This window comes from Tessaracoccus flavus, from assembly GCF_001997295.1.
In the GTDB taxonomy this organism is placed as follows: Bacteria; Actinomycetota; Actinomycetes; order Propionibacteriales; family Propionibacteriaceae; genus Arachnia; species Arachnia flava.
Window position 1 is genome coordinate 1,330,352 of record NZ_CP019605.1, and the last position, 19,439, is coordinate 1,349,790.

The following is a 19,439-nucleotide window of genomic DNA, read 5'->3' on the forward strand; positions in this document are numbered from 1 at the left end:
CCCCATTCGGGTCCGGAAATGAGCATTGGGCGTGTCGGCTCAGCCCAGGACCCTCGCCTCATCCAGCAACCGATGGGCCCTGCTCGACAGTTCAGCGGCGCCGGCGCCGATGACGTCGCGGCTCGCCGTCGGGAGCACGTGGGCGAGAGCCGGGCCGAAGACGTCGGCGAGGCCCGCGATCGAGCCGCCCTGGGCACCGATGCCCGGCACCAGGATCGACGCGTTGAACGACTCCAAGGAGCACCCGACGTCGCTGTGGGTGCCACCGACGACCAGGCCGACCGCGCGATCCGCCCTGAGGTTGATGCGTGCCGCCTCGTCGACGACGTGCTGGGCGACCGTCGCGGACCCGGACGTGGCGAGCTGAATCGGGGCTCCCTCCGGGTTTGAGGTGCGGGCCAGCACGTAGAGGCCCTGTCCCCCGGCGACGGCCGCGTCGATCGCAGGCCGGAGCGCCCCGACGCCCAGGTAGGGGCTGACGGTGATGGCGTCCGCGCGCAGCGGCGCATCATCGCCGAGGAAGGCACTCGCGTAGCCCGCCATCGACGAGCCGATGTCGCCGCGCTTGACGTCGAGGATGCTGAGGGCACCGGCCTGCCGAATGTCGGCGAGAACGCGTTCGAGGACGGCGACGCCGCGTGAGCCGAACGCCTCGAAGAAGGCGGACTGTGGCTTGAACACTGCGACCAGCCCGCCGAGCTCCTCGACGATCCCGCGCGCGCACGCCTCGAGGCCGGCCACGGAGTTCGGGAGGCCCCAGGCCTCCACCACCGACGGCATCGGGTCGATGCCGACGCAGAGCCTGCCCCGCTTGGACGTGACGGCGTTCAGCCTCTCGGCGTAGGTGCTCACGGGTTGCCCTCCAACTCATTGAGGCCCCTCACCAGGGCCGGGCCTTCGTAGATGAAGCCGGTGTAGATCTGCAGCAGGGTGGCCCCGGCACCGAACATGCGCGCGCCGTCAGCCGGACTCATGATGCCGCCGACGCCCATGACCGGCCGGTCGGTGGCGCCCGCCACTGCCTCGACGAACTCGAGCGCGCGTCGCGTCAGGGGGCGCCCGCTCAGGCCGCCCGGCTCGTCGACCAGGCCCCGGTCGCTGGGCGCAAGCCCGTCGCGGGCGAGCGTGGTGTTCGTGGCGATGACGCCGGCGACCGCTGAGTGGTTGATCGCCGCCATGGTTTCGGCGAAGTCGTCTCCCACCAGATCGGGGGCGAGCTTGACGAAGATGGGAACGGGCCGCGGTGAGAGCGCGGCGGCCTCGCTCGTCAGCGCACTGAGCAGCTGGGCCAGTTCGCGCGCGGACTGCAGGGCTCGAAGTCCGGGGGTGTTGGGGCTCGAGACGTTGACCGCGACGTAGTCCGCCAGGGGTGCCAGCGCGCGCAGCGACGTCAGGTAGTCGTCGACGGCGCCCTCCAACGGGGTGACCTTGGACTTTCCGATCGAGATGCCCAGCGGGATGCCGAGCGCCCTGTTCCCACGGGCCACGCCCTTGGCGCGGAGCGTCTCCGCGAGCGCGCCGGCGCCGTGGTTGTTGAACCCCATCCGGTTGACGATGCCCTGTGAGGCCACCGCGCGGAAGATGCGGGGTTTGGGGTTGCCCGGCTGGGGCAGCGCCGTGACGGTGCCCAGTTCGGCGAAGCCGAACCCGAACCTCGTCCAGGCCGCTGCCGCGGTGCCGTCCTTGTCCATCCCCGCGGCCAGCCCGACCCGGTTGGGGAATCGGATGCCGGCGACGTCGACCGGAGCGCGGACCGTGGCCCGGGTGGTGGCCGGCAGGCGCCCCAACCAGCCGATCATCGCCTCGTGAGCCCGCTCGGGGTCTCCCCCGCCGTAGCGGAAGAGCCCGGACCGCACGAGGTGGTAGCCCGTTCGCAGGCCGGAGGTGATCACTGGGCGGCCCAGTCCTGGAGGCTGCGCACCTCCACCTCGCCGCGCTGGAGTGCCTCGATCCCCTGGGTGGCCGCACCGAGGCCGGGGACCGTGGTGACCAGCGGGATGTCGGCCAGGACCGCCGCGGTACGGATGAGGTAGCCGTCCTCGCGGGTGCTCTCACCCGAGCTGGAACCCTCCGGCGTGTTGAAGATGAGATCGATTCCGCCGGACTTGATGAGGTCGACGATGCTGGGCTCAGAATCATCGGTCATCTCGGACAGCTTGTGGACCACCTGCGCCTCCACCCCGTTGCGCCGGAGCACCGACGCGGTGCCGCTGGTCGCCAGGACCTTGAATCCCAGATCGACGAGCCGCTTGATCGGCCAGATGGCGTGGCGCTTGTCCCGGTCCGCGATCGACACGAACAGGGTGCCCGACGTCGGCAGCGGCCCGCCCCCGGCGGCCTGCGACTTCGCGTAGGCGGTCCCGAAATTGTCGGAGAGCCCCATCACCTCGCCGGTGGAGCGCATCTCTGGCCCCAGCAGAGTATCGACGAAGGCACCGGTCGACGTGCGGAACCGGTTGAACGGCATCACCGCTTCCTTGACCGCGACGGGGCTGCCCGGCCGGGGCGTGGAGCCGTCGCCGACGGCCTCCAACATCCCGGAGGCGCGCAGATCCGCGATGGATCTGCCCAGCATGATGAGGGCGGCAGCCTTCGCCAATGGACGTGCGGTGGCCTTGGACACGAACGGGACCGTCCGCGAGGCCCGAGGGTTGGCCTCGAGCACGTAGAGCGTGTCGCTGTGCAGCGCGTACTGGATGTTCAGCAGCCCGCGGACGCCCACCCCCTCTGCGATCTCGCGGGTGTAGTGGCGGATCTGCTCGATCACCGCGTCGCCCAGCGTGATCGGAGGCAGGGCGCAGGCGGAGTCGCCGGAATGGATCCCTGCCTCCTCGATGTGCTCCATGATGCCGCCGACGTACAGCTCCTCGCCGTCGTAAAGGGCGTCCACGTCGATCTCCACGGCGTCGTCGAGGAACCGGTCGACCAGGACCGGCTGGTCCTCGCTGATCTCGGTGGCCTTCGTGACGTAGGTCTCGAGCGCCTCGTCGTTGTAGACGATCTGCATCCCTCGTCCACCCAGCACGTAGCTGGGCCGCACGAGCACCGGGTAGCCGATCTCGCCGGCGATGAGCGTCGCCTCTTCGGCCGAAGCGGCCATGCCGTGCTTCGGCGCGGGGAGTCCCGCGCGGGCCAGCACCCGACCGAACGCGCCGCGCTCCTCGGCGTGGTTGATCGCCTCCGGGGACGTGCCGACGATGGGGACGCCGGCGTCCTTCAGGGTCTGCGCCAGCTTGAGCGGGGTCTGCCCACCGAGCTGGCAGATGACGCCGGCGACTGGGCCGGCCTTCAGCTCCGCGTGGTAGATCTCCAGCACATCCTCGGCGGTCAACGGCTCGAAGTAGAGGCGATCGGCCGTGTCGTAGTCCGTGGAGACCGTCTCCGGGTTGCAGTTGACCATGATGGTCTCGTACCCGGCCTCCCGCAGCGCCATCGTGGCGTGCACGCAGGAGTAGTCGAACTCGATGCCCTGGCCGATCCGGTTGGGACCCGAGCCCAGGATGAGCACAGCCTCCTTCGTCCGGGTGGGCACCTCAGTCTCGTCGTCGTACGACGAGTAGAGGTATGGAGTCGACGCCTCGAACTCCGCGGCGCACGTGTCGACCGCCTTGTAGACGGGGCGGATCCCGAGCGCCCACCGCACGCCGCGCACGACGTCGGTCGACAGCGACCTCAGGCCGGCGATCTGCGCATCGGAGAGCCCGTGCCGCTTGGCACGCCTCAGCACCTCCGCGGTGAGCTCGGGCGCCTCCTGTACCTCCCTGGCCATCTCGAGGATGAGGACGAGCTGATCGAGGAACCAGGGGTCGATCTTCGTGGCGTCGAACACCTGCTCGACGCTCGCCCCGGCGCGCAGCGCCTGCATGACGAGCTGCAGGCGGCCGTCGTGTGGGCGGGCTGCTTCGGCGAGGATCTCCTCGACGGGGGCCGTCACGCCGCTGGTGAAGTCGAAGGGCGCCTTCGGGTCCTCGAGCGAGCGCAGGGCCTTACCCAGCGCCTCGGTGAAGTTGCGGCCGATGCCCATCGCCTCGCCCACGGACTTCATGTGGGTGGTCAGCGTGCTCTCGGCGGCCGGGAACTTCTCGAACGCGAACCTCGGCAGCTTCACGATCACGTAGTCCAGGGACGGCTCGAAGCTCGCCGGGGTCTGCTTCGTGATGTCGTTGGGGATCTCGTCGAGCGTGTAGCCGACGGCGACCTTGGCGGCGATCTTAGCGATCGGGAAGCCCGTGGCCTTCGAGGCGAGCGCGGAGGACCGCGAGACACGCGGGTTCATCTCGATGACGATCATGCGGCCGTCGTCGGGGTTGATGGCGAACTGGATGTTGCAGCCTCCGGTGTCGACCCCGACGGCGCGGATGATGCCGATCCCGACGTCGCGCATCCGCTGCAACTCCCGGTCGGTCAGCGTCATGGCCGGGGCCACGGTGATGGAGTCTCCGGTGTGGACGCCCATCGGGTCGAAGTTCTCGATGGAACAGATGACCACGACGTTATCGGCCTTGTCGCGCATCACCTCCAGCTCGAACTCCTTCCAACCGAGGATGGACTCCTCGATGAGGACTTCGGTGGTCGGCGAGGCGCTCAGCCCCGCGCCCGCGATGTTGCGGAGCTCGGCCTCGTCGTGGGCGAAACCCGAGCCGACACCGCCCATCGTGAAGCTGGGGCGCACGACGACGGGGTACCCGAGCGTGTCGGCTGCGGCCAGCACCTCGTCCATCGTGTGGCAGATGGCCGATCGGGCCACTTCGGGGTCTCCGCCCGGGATACCGCGCATGCCGAGCACAATCTGCTTGAACTGCTCGCGGTCCTCGCCGCGCTGGATCGCCTCGATGGAGGCGCCGATGAGCTCGACGCCGTACTTCTCCAACACGCCGGACTCGTGCAACCGGACCGCGGCGTTGAGCGCGGTCTGCCCACCCAGCGTGGCGAGCACCGCGTCGGGTCGTTCCTTCGCGATGACGCGCTCGACGAACTCCGGCGTGATTGGCTCGACGTAGGTGGCGTCGGCGAAGTCAGGGTCGGTCATGATGGTGGCCGGGTTGGAGTTGACCAGGACGACGCGGTACCCCTCCTCCCGCAGCACCCGGCACGCCTGCGTGCCGGAGTAGTCGAACTCGCACGCCTGGCCGATGACGATCGGGCCAGAACCGATGACGAGGATCGAGGAGATGTCTGTGCGACGGGGCATCAGGCGTCCTTTCCGGCCGAGAGCATGTCGGCGAAGCGGTCAAACAGGTAGTTGGCGTCGTGGGGCCCTGCGGCCGCCTCGGGGTGGTATTGGACGGAGAAGCCGAGCAGGCGCCCGTCGCGGTGCAGCTCGAGGCCCTCCACCACGTCGTCGTTGAGGCAGACGTGGCTGACGGTCACCTCCCCGAAGCGGGTGGACGTGGCCCGGTCCAGCGGCGCGTCGACGGCGAACCCGTGGTTGTGCGCGGTGATCTCGACCTTCCCGGTGGTGCGGTCGATCACGGGCTGGTTGATGCCGCGGTGGCCGAACTTCAGCTTGTAGGTGTCGAGGCCGAGGGCGCGACCGAAGAGCTGGTTGCCGAAGCAGATACCGAAGTACGGCAGTCCCGAGGCCAGCACCTCCTCCAGCACGGCGATCGGCCCCGTGGCCGACGCCGGATCGCCGGGGCCGTTGCTGAAGAACACGCCGTCCGGGGCGTAGCCCTTGATCTGCTCGAAGGTGGTGTGGGCGGGCACCACGTGCACGTCCAAGCCGCGCGCGGCCAACTGGACGGGCGTCATGGATTTGATGCCCAGGTCGACGGCCACCACGGTCGCGCGCCTCTGGCCCACGGCGGGCACGAGGTAGTGGGAGTCGGTGGTGACGTCGCCGACGAGGTCGGCTCCGGCCATCGTCGGCTGCTCGAGCACGCGCGCCAACAGCAGCGCCGGGTCCTGGGTCTCGGTCGAGATACCGACCCGCATCACGCCACGGTCACGGACGTGGCGGGTCAGCGCGCGGGTGTCGATGTCGCTGATCCCCACGACGTCCTGGCGCGCGAGTTCCTCGTCGAGGGAGCGCCGGGAGCGCCAGTTGGAGGGCCGGGGTGCGGGGTCGCGGACGATCAGCCCCTGCACCCAGATGCGGCCGGACTCGTCGTCCTCGTCGTTCCAGCCCGTGTTGCCGATGTGGGGGGCGGTCATGAGGACCACCTGCCCGCGGTAGCTGGGATCGGTGAGGGTCTCCTGGTAGCCCGACATGCCGGTGGAGAACACCAGTTCGCCGAAGGTCTCTCCGGCCGCGCCGAAGGACCGGCCACGAAATACGCGCCCATCCTCCAATACCAAAATCGCAGGAAGGGAACTCATGCGTACCTCTTTCGGGTCAGTGTGTGGTGGGCCTGGCGGCCAGGGCCTTGGACAGGAGTCCGTTGAGGAAGGACGGAGAATCGTCGGTGGAGAGGTCGCCGGCGAGCCGGACGGCCTCAGAGATTACGGCCTCGGCCGGTACGTCCGTGTAGTCCATCTCATAGACGGCGATCCGGGCGAGATTGCGATCGACCGCGGGCATGCGTTCCAGCGGCCAGGTCTGGGACGTGGATTCCGCGATGCGCTGATCGATGGCGAGCTGGTGCTGCGCGACCCCCAGCACGATGCGGCTGGTGAGCTCGCGCACGGTACCGCCGGCCAACGTCCGCTGCTCGGCGAACGTCTCGGCGAGCGAATCCCCGCGCAGCTCGGCCTGGAACAGGATGTCCAAGGCGGCCTTGCGGGCCTTCGTCTGCGCGCTGTAGTGCGGGGCGACGCCCATTTAGTTGACGCGGCCCTGGTAGGAGCCGTCGCGGGTGTCGACCTTGATGCGCTCGCCGGTGGTGATGAACAGGGGCACCTGGATGAGCTTCCCGGTCTCGAGCGTGGCGGGCTTGGTGCCACCGGTCGAACGGTCGCCCTGTAGGCCCGGCTCGGTGTAGGTGACCTCGAGCTCAACGCTGGCGGGGAGCTCGATGAACAGCGGGTTCCCCTCGTGCGTGGCGACGATCGCGTTCTGGTTCTCCAGCATGTAGTCCTTCGCCTCGCCGACGGTCTCGGCGCTCACGTGGAACTGCTCGAAGGTGGAGTTGTCCATGAACACGAAGTCGTCGCCGTCCATGTACAGGTACTGCATCTCGCGCCGGTCGACGGTGGCGGTGTCGACCTTGGTGTCGGAGTTGAACGTCTTGTCGATGATCTTGCCCGACAGCACGTGCTTGAGCTTCGAGCGCACGACGGTGTTGCCCTTGCCCGGCTTGTGGTGCTGGAACCACAGCACCTGCCAGAGCTGACCGTCCAGGTCGAGCACCATTCCGTTCTTCAGATCATTGGTTGACGCCATGCTGGCACTCCTCGGTCTTCGGGTGTCGTGGCCAGGTGCGGCCAACGTGGCACTTTACCCGACGTAGCCCCGTTGTTCCTACTCCCGATGGGGCTTGTCCAAGGGCTCGTCCGTGTCCGGTCCGAGCAGCGCCTCCTCGAGCCGGTCGATCGGCGGCGGCTCCACTTCCGCCCCGGGCTCCAGGTACTCGCCGGTGGTGTAGTCGTACTCCACCGGTTCCCCCTCCTCGTCGGTGCGGGCGTACCAGCCGGTGACCTCCTCGGCGGTGGAGTCGAAGGCGGCGCCGGTCGCGTACTCGGAATCGGGCTGGGTGGGCACGATCGCGAGGGCGAAGTTGTCCCCCTCCTGCCTGACGCCGCGCCGCACGGCCTTCTCCAGGGCCCAGCGGCCGTACTGGTCGCGAATGGCCAGCGGGTCGTGGCGCAGCTCGCGGTAGAGCGACAGGCACATGAGCACGATGATGACGGAGAACGGCAGTGCCGTGACGGTGACGAGGTTCTGCAGGCCCTGCAGCGAGCTGTTGCCGCCGGTCAGCAGCATCACCACCGCGATCCCCGCCATGCAGATGGCCCAGAACGCGGTCACCAACCGGTTCGGCTCGGGGTTGCCGCCCTGCGACAACTGCGAGTTGACCAGTGACGCCGAGTCGGCGCTCGTGATGAAGAAGATGGCGAGCATGAGGATCACGAGCGGCGCGACGATGCTGGCGCCGGGCAGCATCTCCAGCACCGCGTAGAAGATCTCGGCGGGTGCGGGCAGCGAGGCGGCGGTGCCGTCGGGTGCGAGCGCACCCGTCTCGCGCTGCAGCCAGATCGCCGTCCCGCCCAGGACGGTGAAGGCGACGATGATGATGGTCGACGGGATGAACAGCACCCCGAGGATGAACTGCCGGATGGTGCGGCCCCGGGAGATCTTGGCGACGAACACGCCCACGAACGGCGCCCAGCTCACCCACCACGCCCAGTAGAAGATGGTCCAGGACGACAGGAACGCCTGCATCTCCGGGCCCTGCGACATGTTGGCGCTGAGCATCTCGGGCATGCTGCCGAGGTAGTCGATCATCACGGCGGGGATGACGTTGAGCAGGAACGCGGTGGGCCCTACGACGAAGAAGAACAACGCGAGTCCCATCGACAGGAACATGTTGATGTTCGACAGTTTCCGGATCCCCTTCGCGACGCCGGAGACCGCGGAGATGATCGTGCCGATGGTGAGCACGACGATGATGAGGATCGCCATGGTGTTGCCGGCGAAGCTCCACCCTGAGACGATCTCCACCCCGCGCCCGATCTGGAGCGCGCCGATCCCCAGCGACGAGGCGGTTCCGAACAGCGTGGCGATGATGGCCAGCCCGTCGATGGTGCGGGCGGCGGGGCTGCTGGAATCCCCGCCGGTGATCGACGCGAGGATCGAGCTCATCAGCGGCACCCGGCCCCTGCGGTAGGACACGTAGGCGACGGCCAGCCCCACGACGGCGTAGAAGGCCCAGGCGTTGATCCCCCAGTGCATGGCGCCCTGGGCCATCGCCCCGGTGATCGCGTCCATGGAGCCCGGCTCATAGGCGCCGGGCCGCGGCGCGAGGTAGTACGTGAGCGGCTCGTAGGCGCCGAAGAAGATGATGCCGATCCCGATGCCGGCGGCGAACAGCATCGCGGCCCACGAGGGAGTCGAGTACTGGGGGGTCTCGTCGTCGAGCCCCAGCGGGATGCGTCCGTAGCGGGAGAAGGCGATGATGAGTAGGAAGACGACCAGCCCGGCGGCCATGGCGGTGAACACCCAGCCGAGGTTCGACATCACCCAGGTGAGCGCGGCGCTGGAGACCTCGAGCACGTTGTCGGGGCGAACGATCCCCCACACGATGAAGCTGAGGATCAGCACCCCGACGACCGCCACGATCGGGGTGTCCACCCGGTACTTCACCCGCTGGTCCTCGATCGAGACGCCTGGTACGAGGGCCGGGTGAATGTTGTGGGGGTAGTTGACCTCCTGGAGCAGCTTCCTGCCGGAGGCGAGGCCCTTTCGGAGGCGTCCCGGCTCCCGCGGCGGTTTCGCGGGTCGGGCGGGGGGCTGCTCAGGGTTGCTCATGGGCCCCTACTATGCCGAACCAGGCCCGCCCTGTCCGGGCGAGCGCGCAATCGAGCCGGAGAAGGACCGGATCACAGCTCGTCGTAGACGAGCGCCAGCGTGCGCTCGTCCGGCGCGTCAAGGATGACGGGGCGCCCGATCCCGGCGAGCCCGACCAGCCGAAGGGCGTTGCCCCGCGCCTTCTTGTCGAGGCTCATGATCGGCCTCAGCTCCTCGAAGCGCGCGTCGTAGCGCAGCGGGAGCCCCAGGCCGCCCAGAAGCTCGTCGTGCAGCTCGACGGTGTCGCGGTCGAGCCCCAGCAGGTCCCTCGACACGCGTGCGATCCACGCCATGCCGACGGCGATGGCGTCCCCGTGGCGCCAGGTGTAGCCCGCGTGGGCCTCGATGGCATGGCCGAGGGTGTGGCCGTAGTTGAGTGCCTCCCGTCCGACCTTCGCGCCCGTGCTCGTCGCTTCCCGGAAGTCCGCGGCGACGACCTCGGCCTTGACCCGGACGGCCCGCTCGACGAGCTCTGCGAATCGAAGCGTGGTGGAGTCAACAGACTCGCTGAGGCTCTCCCCGGCCAGCTCCAGGATGCGGGGGTCGGCGATGAACCCGCACTTGATCACCTCCGCCAGACCCGCACGGGCGTCGCGCGCAGGGAGGGACGCCAGGAGGTCCAGGTCGCACAGCACGGCGACCGGCTCGTAGAACGCCCCGACGAGGTTCTTGCCGGCACCCAGGTTGATGCCGGTCTTGCCGCCGACGGCGGCGTCGACCATCCCCAGCACGGTGGTCGGCACCGACACGTAGGCGACCCCGCGGAGCCAGGACGCGGCGACGAAGCCGGCCAGGTCCGTGGTGGTGCCGCCGCCCAGGCCGACGACGAGGTCGCTGCGCGTGAATCCCGCTGCGGCGAGCGCATCCCAGCAGCGCGTCAGCACCGACGCCGTCTTGGCCGCCTCAGCGTCGGGCACCTCGATGAGCGTCGGGGGCCGGTGGAGGAGACCCGCGGTCCGCTCGGCGAGCGCCCTCAGCGAGGCCGGATGGATGATGGCCACCTGGTCAGCGCCGGCAGCCAGGTGCGGGAGGCGGGCGAGAGCTCCCGACTCGATGTGGACTTCGTAGGGGCCCTGCGCGGACTCCACGCGGACGCTCATGACGCGCCCCGCTCGGCGGCCAACTGGTCCGCCACCTCCACGCTGCCGCGGCCGTCGGTGTCGATCACCTGGGTGGCGAGGCGTTCGTAGACCGGGGTGCGCTCGCGCAGGAGTTCGATGAGCTTCCCGCGGACGTTTCCGAGCAAGAGGGGCCGCGCCTTGTTCATGCCCACCCGGCGGGTGGCCTGCCCGATCGACACCTTGAGCCAGATGACGTCGTGCCCGCGGAGGGCCTCCTGGATGGACGGGTTCATCACCGCGCCGCCCCCGAGCGCGACGACGTCGTGACTCTCGAGCAGCTCGAGGGTGGCCTCCTCCTCCAACTCCCTGAAGTGGGCCTCGCCCTCGTCGGCGAAGATCTCGGCCACGGGCTTGCCCATGACCTCCTCGATCCGCTGATCGACGTCGACGAAGGTCTTCCCGAGCCTGCGGGCGAGACGCTTGCCGGTGGAGGTCTTGCCCGCCCCGGGGGCCCCCATGAGCACGATCGTCATCGGCCGATCCTCAGTCCTCGAGCCTCGACATCGGCGAGGTAGGCGGCGTGGTTGCGGCGGCTCTCGGCCACCGAATCGCCGCCGAACTTCTCGAGTGCAGCTTCCGCCAGCACGAGGGCGACCATCGCCTCGGCGACGACGCCGGCCGCGGGCACCGCGCAGACGTCGCTGCGCTGGTGGTGCGCGGTCGCCGCGTCGCCCGTGGCCGTATCGACGGTGCGCAGCGCTCGCGGGACCGTGGCGATCGGCTTCATCGCCGCTCGCACGCGAAGCACCTCGCCGGTGGACATGCCACCCTCGGTGCCGCCGGAGCGGTGCGAGGCACGGGCGATTCCCGCGTCGCCAGGCACGATCTCGTCGTGGGCGGCGGAGCCGCGGCTGCGGGCCAGGTCGAAGCCGTCGCCGATCTCGACGCCCTTGATCGCCTGGATCCCCATGAGCGCGCCCGCGAGGCGTCCGTCCAGTCTCCGGTCGCCCTGGCTGTGCGATCCCAGGCCGGGAGGGAGCCCCCACGCCACAACCTCGACGACTCCCCCGAGCGTGTCACCGTCGCGCCGGCAGGCGTCGACCTCAGCCTGCATCGCGGCCGACGCCCCGGGGTCGAAGCACCGGGCGGGGTCGGCGTCGATGGCGTCGAGATCCTCGATCGTGGGCAGTTCCGCCCGGTCGGCTCTGATCTGGCCGAGTTCCACCACGTGGCTCAGCACCGTGATGCCGAACGCCTGCCGCAGAAACGCCTGCGCCACCGTACCCAGCGCCACGCGGGCGGCCGTCTCTCTCGCCGAGGCGCGCTCGAGGATGGGACGGGCCTCGTCGAAGTCGTACTTCTGCATGCCGGCGAGGTCGGCGTGTCCGGGGCGCGGGCGGGTCAGCGGGGCGTTGCGTGCCAGCTTGCCGACCTCCTCGGCGTCCACCTCACCGGGCGCCATGACCTGCTCCCACTTCGGCCACTCGGTGTTGCCGATCATGATGGCGATCGGCGACCCGAGCGTCTCGCCGTGACGGAATCCACCGAGTAGCGTGACCTCGTCGGCCTCGAACTTCATGCGGGCCCCGCGTCCCACCCCGAGGCGACGGCGCGCCAGGTTGGTGGAGATCTCGGGCACACCGACGCGCACGTGGGCGGGGATCCCCTCCATCGTGGCGATCAACGCTTGGCCGTGGGACTCCCCGGCCGTGAGGTATCGAAGCATGACCGCCATTGTGTCAGAGAGCGCCGCGGCGCCTCAGTTCACGCTCAGCAGCCGAGCGGCATGCGTCGAAGGTGACCGTGTGGCCCGTGAGCAGGTAGAACTGGTCGACCGCCTGCCCGGCCAGGAGGTCCAGCCCGTTGAGCGCCACGACGCCCTCGGCCGACGCGGCCCTGCCGAGCGGGGTCGGCCACGGGTCGTAGACGACGTCGAACACGACGCGGCCCGCGCCGGCCAGGGACTGGGCGTGGGGCTCGGTGGCCGCGGCGGGGATGGTGTTGGCCACCAGATCCACGCTCTCCACGGGCTCGCCCAGGAGCGACACCGCCGCCGCCAGGCCGAGGGCGCGGATCAGTTCCACCAACGCCGAGGCCCGCCCCGGATCTCGGGCGATCACGGTGACCTCGCGGGTACCGAGTCCGGCGAGCGCGAGGACGATCGACCGCGCCGTGGCTCCGTTGCCGACCACCGCGGCGGTGCGGGGAGGCTCGAGGCCCCGGGCCCGCCACGCGCGCACGAACCCGGGTACGTCGGTGTTGTAGACGCGCGGTCCCGGCCCGAAGACGATCGTGTTGCCCGCCCCGACCAGCCGGGTGGGCTCGTCGGCCTCCCCGAAAGAGAGCGCCGCCTCCTTGTGGGGGGCCGTCACGCTGAGGCCCGCCCAGGCGGGGTCGCCGGCCCGCTGGGCGATGAAGGGTTCCAGCTCGTCGGGCGGCACCGTGAAGGCGTCGTAGGCCCAGGAGAGCCCGTGCGCCTCGTACCCCGCCCGGTGGATCGCGGGCGAGAGCGAGTGCGCAGCCGGGTCGCCGACGACGCCGGCGCGCCTCAGCACCGGCCGGTGTTCGCCTGGCACCACTGCTGGAAGAGCGCGACGTTGGCCGCGTGCTCCTCGGCCGTGGCGGCGAAGCGCGTCTCCCCCGTGTCGAGGTCGACCGTGACGAAGAACAGTGCGTCGGTCGTGGCCGGTGTGATGGCGGCCTCGAGCGCCGTCAGCCCGGGGTTGCTGATGGGGGCCGGCGGCAGACCCTCGTGGTAGTAGGTGTTGTACGGCGACGGGTTCGCCCGGTCCTCCGCGGTGGTGGTGACCTTGCCGTACTTGCCCAGCGCGTAGTGGACGGTGGAGTCCATCTGGAGTTTCATGCCCTGCGCCAGACGGTTGTAGATCACTCCCGCGACCATCGGCTGGTCGGTGGGGGTGGATACTTCACGCGCCACGATGGAGGCGATCGTCACCACCTCCAGCGGCGTGTAGCCAAGCTCCTCCGCCCGGCCCTCGAGGCTCAACCGTTCGGCCACCGTCTTGAACTGGCGCACCTGGGACGCCATGATCCAGGACGGGTTCGGAGGCTCAGCCACGTTGTAGGTGGAGGGGAAGAGGAACCCCTCGAGGTTGCCCTCGGCGTACTCGGGAAGGTCGAAGTAGTCGATGTTGGCGGCAGCGGCAGCAATCGCGTCGGCAGGGACCTCGAGATCGCGCGTGATGATGTCCCACTGCTGCGAGTTGGGCGTGCCCTCGGGGAAGGTCACCGTCAGGACCACCATGTTCTCCGGGTCCAGCAGCATCTCGAACGCCGTCTGGGCCGGCAGTTCCTTGGTCAGGTTGAAGCGACCGTAGGACAGCTGATCCGACTCGCCGCTCTCCTGGGCCGCCTTGCGGAACGCCTTGATCGACTTGACGACGCCCGCCTCGACGAGGATGTCGCCGATCTGGTTGACGCCCGCGCCTCTCGGGATGAGGACCTGGACCTCCTCGCCGGTGCCCTCGCCGGCGTAGTCGTCGGCTGTGCGCCACGCGACGTAGGCGTCGTTGGCCCTGTCGTAGACGAACCAGCCGCCGCCGATGATGATGCTCAGCGACAGCAGGACGGCGAACGCGCTGCGCGCGTGGTAGCCGACCTTCCGCCAGTCGAGTCGGCCGTCATTGTCGATGAACGCGGGGCTCACAGATCCTCCTCCTTCGCCGGTACGGGCTCACCGACGGGCGCGTTCTCACGCGCCTCGGCGTCGATTGCCCGCTGCAGGATCTCCACCGCAGCGGCCTGATCGATGACCCGACGCTGCTGCCGCGACCTGCGCCCGGCATCTCCAAGGCTACGTGATGCTGAGGCGGTGCTCATCCTCTCGTCGATGAGTCGCACCTCCACCGGAGCGATCGCCGTTGCCAGCGCAGCTGCCCGTGCGGTCACCTGGCCGGCCGCGATTCCCCGCTCCCCCGCCAGCGTCAGCGGCAGGCCCACGTACACGATGTCCGGGGCGTACTCCTTCACGATGGCGGTCAGAGAGCGCATCTCATCGCGACCGGCCGGGACCGTCTCAACGGGGTACGCGAACGTCGTGCCGGCGTTGCAGGCGGCCACGCCGATGCGAGCTTTGCCCCAGTCGACGCCGAGGCGCACCCCATCAGCCACGCGCAGCCAGCGCCTGGCGCACCGCCGCGAGGGCCTGCGGGGCGGCGGACGGGTCCGTACCCCCGCCTTGGGCCAGGTCAGCCTTGCCGCCGCCCTTGCCGCCGAGTTCGGCGCACGCGATGCCGATGAGCGAGCCGGCGCTCAGCCCCAGTCCGCGGGCGCCGTCGTTGGTGGCGACGATGGCGGCCGGTTTGTCGACGCCACCGACCAGCGCCACGACGGCGGGGTGGGAGCCGAGCCTTTCCCGCAGGTCGAGCGCCAGCGTCCGCAGGTCTCCGCCCGACACGCCCGGGACCTCCGCCCCCAGGTACCGGACTCCGGCCACGTCCACAGCCTGGGCCGCGAGCGTTGCCGCGCTGCCGAGCACCTTCTCGGAGTTGAGGGCCGCGATCTGCTTCTCCGCCTCCTTGAGCTGCGCCACGAGCCGCTCGACCCGTCCGACGAGTTGGTCGGGCTGCACGCGCAGGGTGTCGGTGAGTTCGGAGACGAGCGCCCGCTCGGCGGCGAACTTGGCGAAGGCGTCGCCGGAGACCAGCGCCTCGACCCGTCGCACACCGGACCCGATCGAGGCCTCGCTGATGAGGTTGAGCACGCCGATCTCGGCTGTGCCCGATACGTGGGTGCCGCCGCAGAGCTCCCTGGACCAGGGGCCCCCCAGCTCGACCATGCGCACGATCGGCGGGTACTTTTCGCCGAACATCGCCATGGCGCCCAGTGCCTTGGCGTCCTCGAGCTTCATCTCGGTGGCCGTGACCTCGAAGTTCGTCGCGATCGCCTCGTTGGCGCGCGCCTCGACCTCCGCCTTCAGCTGGTCCGAGAGCCCGTGGGGGGACGAGAAGTCGAACCGCATGTAGCCCGGCTTGTTGTACGACCCCGCCTGGGTGGCGTTGGACCCGACGAGTTCCCGCAGCGCGGCGTGCACGATGTGGGTGGCGGTGTGGGCCTGGCACGCGCCGCGCCTGGCGACGGCGTCGACCTCAGCCTGCGCCGCAGCGCCGAGACCCAGCTCGCCGAGCACCGAGACGCGGTGGACGATCAGCCCGGGCACCGGACGCTGCACGTCCAGGACCTCGAGCGAGAAGCCGTCCCCGGTGATGGTCCCCCGGTCCGCGTCCTGACCGCCCGCCTCGGCGTAGAAGGGCGTTTCGCGCAGCACGATCTCGACGACGCTGCCGTCGGAGGCCCGGTCGACCGCCGCGCCGTCGGCGATGATCCCGCGCACGGCGGTCGCGACCGAGAGGTCCGTGTAGCCGAGGAAGGGAACCTCCCCGGTGTCGCGCAGCTGGCGGTAGGCCTCCATGCTGGCGGCGCCACCCTTCTTCGCCTTCGCGTCGGCCCGCGCCCGGTCCTTCTGCTCCTTCATGAGCTCGTCGAACTTCGCCCGGTCGACGCTCAGCCCCTGCTCGGCGGCCATCTCCATGGTCAGGTCGATCGGGAAGCCGTAGGTGTCGTGCAACTGGAAGGCCTGGGCCCCGCCGAAGCTCGACGCCTTCGCGGCCTTCGCCTCGCCCGCCGCAGTGTCGAACATCACCGTTCCGGCCTGGAGGGTGCGTCTGAACGACTCCTCCTCCGCAGCGGCCGCCTGGGACACGCGCGACCAACTCTCCTCGATCTCGGGGTAGGAGGCCGTCATCTGTTCCTTCGACACGGGGAGGAGTTCCCCGAGCACGGGGTCGCCGACGCCGAGCAGTCGCATCGACCTGATCACGCGACGCAGGAGGCGGCGCAGCACGTAGCCGCGGGCCTCGTTGCCGGGGGTGACCCCGTCACTCATGAGCATCAGCGAGGAGCGGACGTGGTCGGCGACGACGCGGAACCGGATGTCGTCGGCGGCGTCGGCACCGTAGCGCCGCCCGGAGAGCTCCGACGCCTTCGCGATGACGGGGTACACCTCGTCGATCTCGTACATGTTGGCCACGCCCTGCTTGAGCAGCGCGACGCGTTCGAGGCCGGAGCCGGTGTCGATGTTGCGGCTCGGCAGCGGCCGCAGCACGTCGAAGTCGTCCTTCGCGCGCACCGCGGAGAGCTCCTCCTGCTGGAACACCAGATTCCAGATCTCCAGGAACCGGTCCTCGTCGGCCTCCGGGCCACCGTCGGCGCCGAACTCGGGACCGCGGTCGATGTAGATCTCGGAGCAGGGGCCGCCCGGGCCGGGCACGCCCATGTGCCAGTAGTTGTCCTTGAGACCTCTCTCCTGGATCCGCTCACGCGGTACGCCCACCGACTGCCACAGATCGATCGTCTCCTGGTCGCCGTGCAGCGCGGTCACCCAGACCTTGTCCGGATCGAAGCCCCAGCCGCCGTCGGACTCCGCGCCGGTGACGAGGCGCCAGGCGTAGTCGATCGCGCCTTCCTTGAAGTAGTCGCCGAAGGCGAAGTTGCCGAGCATCTGGAAGAAGGTGCCATGGCGGGTGGTCTTGCCCACCTCCTCGATGTCGAGGGTGCGGACGCACTTCTGGGAGGAGACGGCCCGCGGGAAGGGGGCAGGCTCGTCGCCGAGGAAGTAGGGCTTGAACGGCACCATGCCCGCGTTGACGAACAGGAGAGTCGGGTCGTTGTAGAGCAGCGAGGCGCTCGGCACGACCGTGTGGCCCTCGCGGGCGAAGAAGTCGACGAAACGGCTCCGGATCTCGGAGGTCTTCATGGTGGTCCTCAGGTGGTGGTCGTGGCGGGGATGTTCAGCTCACGCCGCAGCTCGGCTTCGCGCTCGGCCATGGCGGCGCGGAACGTGGCGGCGAAGTCGCCGAAGCCCGCGGCTGCCTGATGTCCCTTCGCCGCGACCTGCTCCTGGACCCCGCGGGGTGTCAGGCGGTGCAGCAGATCGCGCCCGCGAAGCACGAGGTACACGGCCAGCCCGGCCCCGACCATCATCCAGAACAGCCGCCTCATCGGTTCTTCCGACCCTTCAGCGCCTTGCGGACGCCGTAGCTGAACGCGGCCGTCTTGACCAGCGGGCCACCGAGGGTGGCGGCGAACAGGGTCGACATCTGGGCGGCGTTCTCGCTGACCACGGTGGCGTGGCCCGAGACGCGGCTCACGTCGTCGGTGACGACGCTCAGCTTGGCCAGTTCCTCGTTGGTCAGCCCGACGGTGCCCTTGAGCTCCTGCAGCACGGGGACGGCGTTGTGGCCGAGGTCGCGCACCGCGATGCGCGCCTCGTCCAGCACGCGGCCGAGCTTCAGGAGGGGAACGGCCGCGAGCGCGACGAACACGCACAGCGCAATGGCGGCGATGAGGCCTGCGATCTCACCTGGGGTCATGTGTGGGGCCTTCCGTAGACTTTGACGGCGCAACTCTAGCCGACGGCTCCCGACCAAGCAGCCTGCGCAGCACCGCTACCCGATCCGCGATGGCGGCCTCCTGCCCGTGGTCGGTCGGCCGGTAGTACCGGGCGTCGGTCAGGTCGTCGGGCAGGTAGGTCTGTTGCGCGACGCCGTGCGGGTAGTCGTGCGCGTACTTGTAGCCCTCGCCGTGCCCCAGCGCCTGCGCCCCGGAGTAGTGGGCATCGCGCAGGTGGGCCGGTACGAGCCCACCCTTGCCACGCCTGACATCGGCCACGGCGTCGGTGATCGCGAGGTAGGCGGCGTTGGACTTCGGAGCCGTCGCCGCCGCAACGGTCGCGTGGGCCAGGGTGAGGCGGGCCTCCGGCATGCCGAGGAGCTGCACGGCCTGCGCCGCGGCCACGCAGGTCTGGAGGACTCCGCTGGCGGCCATGCCGATGTCCTCGGACGCCGAGATCATGAGACGCCTTGCGATGAACCTCGGATCCTCCCCGGCCTCCAGCATTCGGGCCAGGTAGTGCAGAGCCGCGTCCACGTCGGATCCCCGGATCGACTTGATGAACGCGCTGATGACGTCGTAGTGCTGATCGCCGTCCTTGTCGTAGCGCACCGCCGCGCGGTCCGCCGACGACTCGACGGCGGCCTGATCGATTGCGGTGGCACCCAGGGATTCGGCGGCCGCGGCGGACTCCTCGAGGTACGTGAGCGCCCGCCGCGCGTCGCCGCCGGCGAGCCGCACGATGAGGTCGCGGGCCTGCGCGTCGAGGGTGAACCGCTGACCGTCGGCGTTGATGAGGCCGCGGTCGTCGGTCAGGGCCCGGTCCAGGAGGCCGCCCAGATCCTCGTCGGTCAGCGGCACGAGGCGCAGGAGGAGGGAGCGGCTGAGCAGGGGGGAGATCACCGAGAAGGAGGGGTTCTCGGTCGTCGCCGCGATGAGCGTGACGAGACGGTTCTCGACCGCGGGCAGCAACACGTCCTGTTGCGCCTTGGAGAAGCGGTGGACCTCGTCGACGAACAGCACCGTGGCCTGGCCCCTGGCGAGTTCGCGCCGCGCCTCCTCGAGCTCGGCGCGCACCTCCTTCACCCCCGCGGTCACGGCGGAGAGCTCGACGAATCGGCGCTGGGTGGCCTGGGACACAACCGACGCGATGGTGGTCTTGCCCACGCCGGGCGGTCCCCATAGGAAGACCGACATCGGTTGACCGTCGGCGAGCCTGCGCAGCGGGGACCCGGGGGCCAGCAGGTGCTGCTGTCCGACGATCTCATCGAGGGTACGCGGCCTGAGGCGGACGGCCAGTGGTGCCTGCGGGTTCGTGGCGTCGCTCAGCGATCCGCCGCGCGTTGGAGGCGCCGGGTCCGGGGTACCGAAGAGGTCGTACGACACGCGGACCACTCTAGCCGCGTGCCTGCGCTGGCCCGAGTTGGTCGTCTGGGCGTACTATTTGCGGTGCACCGACGCCCGCCGCTCCACAGTGTGAGCCGCGGGCTTTTCTTCGGCTCGAACTCTGCCCCCATTGGAGC

17 protein-coding genes are annotated in these 19,439 nt (G+C 69.8%); all 17 read right to left on the reverse strand.

Going from position 1 to position 19,439, the window contains the following annotated elements; genetic code table 11:
* Nucleotides 1–39: 39 nt before the first annotated feature.
* Nucleotides 40–852 carry an orotidine-5'-phosphate decarboxylase gene (gene pyrF, locus RPIT_RS06110; protein ID WP_077341600.1) on the reverse strand — a complete coding sequence of 271 codons (813 nt, stop codon included), beginning with the start codon at nucleotides 850–852 and terminating at the stop codon, nucleotides 40–42.
* On the reverse strand, nucleotides 849–1,892 hold the full coding sequence (locus RPIT_RS06115) for a quinone-dependent dihydroorotate dehydrogenase (RefSeq protein ID WP_093664826.1): 1,044 nt from the start codon (nucleotides 1,890–1,892) through the stop codon (nucleotides 849–851). Before RPIT_RS06115 ends, pyrF begins: the two co-directional genes overlap by 4 nt.
* On the reverse strand, nucleotides 1,889–5,191 hold the full coding sequence (carB, locus tag RPIT_RS06120) for a carbamoyl-phosphate synthase large subunit (protein WP_077341602.1): 3,303 nt from the start codon (nucleotides 5,189–5,191) through the stop codon (nucleotides 1,889–1,891). The genes RPIT_RS06115 and carB overlap by 4 nt, the downstream gene beginning before the upstream one ends.
* Nucleotides 5,191–6,318, reverse strand: a complete 1,128-nt coding sequence (gene carA / locus RPIT_RS06125; protein ID WP_077341603.1) for a glutamine-hydrolyzing carbamoyl-phosphate synthase small subunit — start codon at nucleotides 6,316–6,318, stop codon at nucleotides 5,191–5,193. The genes carB and carA overlap by 1 nt, the downstream gene beginning before the upstream one ends.
* Nucleotides 6,319–6,334: 16 nt before the next feature.
* Nucleotides 6,335–6,760, reverse strand: a complete 426-nt coding sequence (nusB, locus tag RPIT_RS06130; RefSeq protein ID WP_077341604.1) for a transcription antitermination factor NusB — start codon at nucleotides 6,758–6,760, stop codon at nucleotides 6,335–6,337.
* Nucleotides 6,761–7,321, reverse strand: coding sequence for an elongation factor P (gene efp, locus RPIT_RS06135; RefSeq protein WP_077341605.1), 561 nt, complete (start codon nucleotides 7,319–7,321; stop codon nucleotides 6,761–6,763).
* A gap of 78 nt (nucleotides 7,322–7,399) precedes the next feature.
* Complete coding sequence (locus RPIT_RS06140; RefSeq protein ID WP_077341606.1) at nucleotides 7,400–9,406, reverse strand: BCCT family transporter; 2,007 nt, start codon at nucleotides 9,404–9,406, stop codon at nucleotides 7,400–7,402.
* Nucleotides 9,407–9,477: 71 nt separating this feature from the next.
* On the reverse strand, nucleotides 9,478–10,545 hold the full coding sequence (gene aroB / locus RPIT_RS06145; RefSeq protein WP_077341607.1) for a 3-dehydroquinate synthase: 1,068 nt from the start codon (nucleotides 10,543–10,545) through the stop codon (nucleotides 9,478–9,480).
* Complete coding sequence (locus tag RPIT_RS06150; RefSeq protein ID WP_077341608.1) at nucleotides 10,542–11,039, reverse strand: shikimate kinase; 498 nt, start codon at nucleotides 11,037–11,039, stop codon at nucleotides 10,542–10,544. Before RPIT_RS06150 ends, aroB begins: the two co-directional genes overlap by 4 nt.
* On the reverse strand, nucleotides 11,036–12,232 hold the full coding sequence (aroC, locus tag RPIT_RS06155) for a chorismate synthase (protein WP_077341609.1): 1,197 nt from the start codon (nucleotides 12,230–12,232) through the stop codon (nucleotides 11,036–11,038). Before aroC ends, RPIT_RS06150 begins: the two co-directional genes overlap by 4 nt.
* A 13-nt stretch (nucleotides 12,233–12,245) precedes the next feature.
* Entirely contained in the window at nucleotides 12,246–13,061 is an 816-nt protein-coding gene (locus tag RPIT_RS06160) for a shikimate dehydrogenase family protein (RefSeq protein ID WP_077344234.1), read from the reverse strand.
* Nucleotides 13,055–14,173 carry an endolytic transglycosylase MltG gene (mltG, locus tag RPIT_RS06165; protein WP_077341610.1) on the reverse strand — a complete coding sequence of 373 codons (1,119 nt, stop codon included), beginning with the start codon at nucleotides 14,171–14,173 and terminating at the stop codon, nucleotides 13,055–13,057. The genes RPIT_RS06160 and mltG overlap by 7 nt, the downstream gene beginning before the upstream one ends.
* A complete protein-coding gene (gene ruvX, locus RPIT_RS06170) occupies nucleotides 14,170–14,625 on the reverse strand; it encodes a Holliday junction resolvase RuvX (protein WP_418361380.1) in 456 nt (151 codons plus the stop codon). Before ruvX ends, mltG begins: the two co-directional genes overlap by 4 nt.
* 4 nt (nucleotides 14,626–14,629) lie before the next feature.
* Nucleotides 14,630–17,281 (reverse strand): alanine--tRNA ligase, encoded by a 2,652-nt coding sequence (alaS, locus tag RPIT_RS06175; RefSeq protein ID WP_077341612.1) that lies wholly within the window; start codon nucleotides 17,279–17,281, stop codon nucleotides 14,630–14,632.
* An 8-nt stretch (nucleotides 17,282–17,289) separates the two neighbouring features.
* Complete coding sequence (locus RPIT_RS06180; RefSeq protein ID WP_077341613.1) at nucleotides 17,290–17,526, reverse strand: DUF6167 family protein; 237 nt, start codon at nucleotides 17,524–17,526, stop codon at nucleotides 17,290–17,292.
* Nucleotides 17,523–17,897 (reverse strand): DUF948 domain-containing protein, encoded by a 375-nt coding sequence (locus RPIT_RS06185; protein ID WP_077341614.1) that lies wholly within the window; start codon nucleotides 17,895–17,897, stop codon nucleotides 17,523–17,525. The genes RPIT_RS06180 and RPIT_RS06185 overlap by 4 nt, the downstream gene beginning before the upstream one ends.
* Nucleotides 17,884–19,302 carry a replication-associated recombination protein A gene (locus tag RPIT_RS06190; RefSeq protein WP_077341615.1) on the reverse strand — a complete coding sequence of 473 codons (1,419 nt, stop codon included), beginning with the start codon at nucleotides 19,300–19,302 and terminating at the stop codon, nucleotides 17,884–17,886. The genes RPIT_RS06185 and RPIT_RS06190 overlap by 14 nt, the downstream gene beginning before the upstream one ends.
* Between the last annotated feature and the right edge of the window lie 137 nt (nucleotides 19,303–19,439).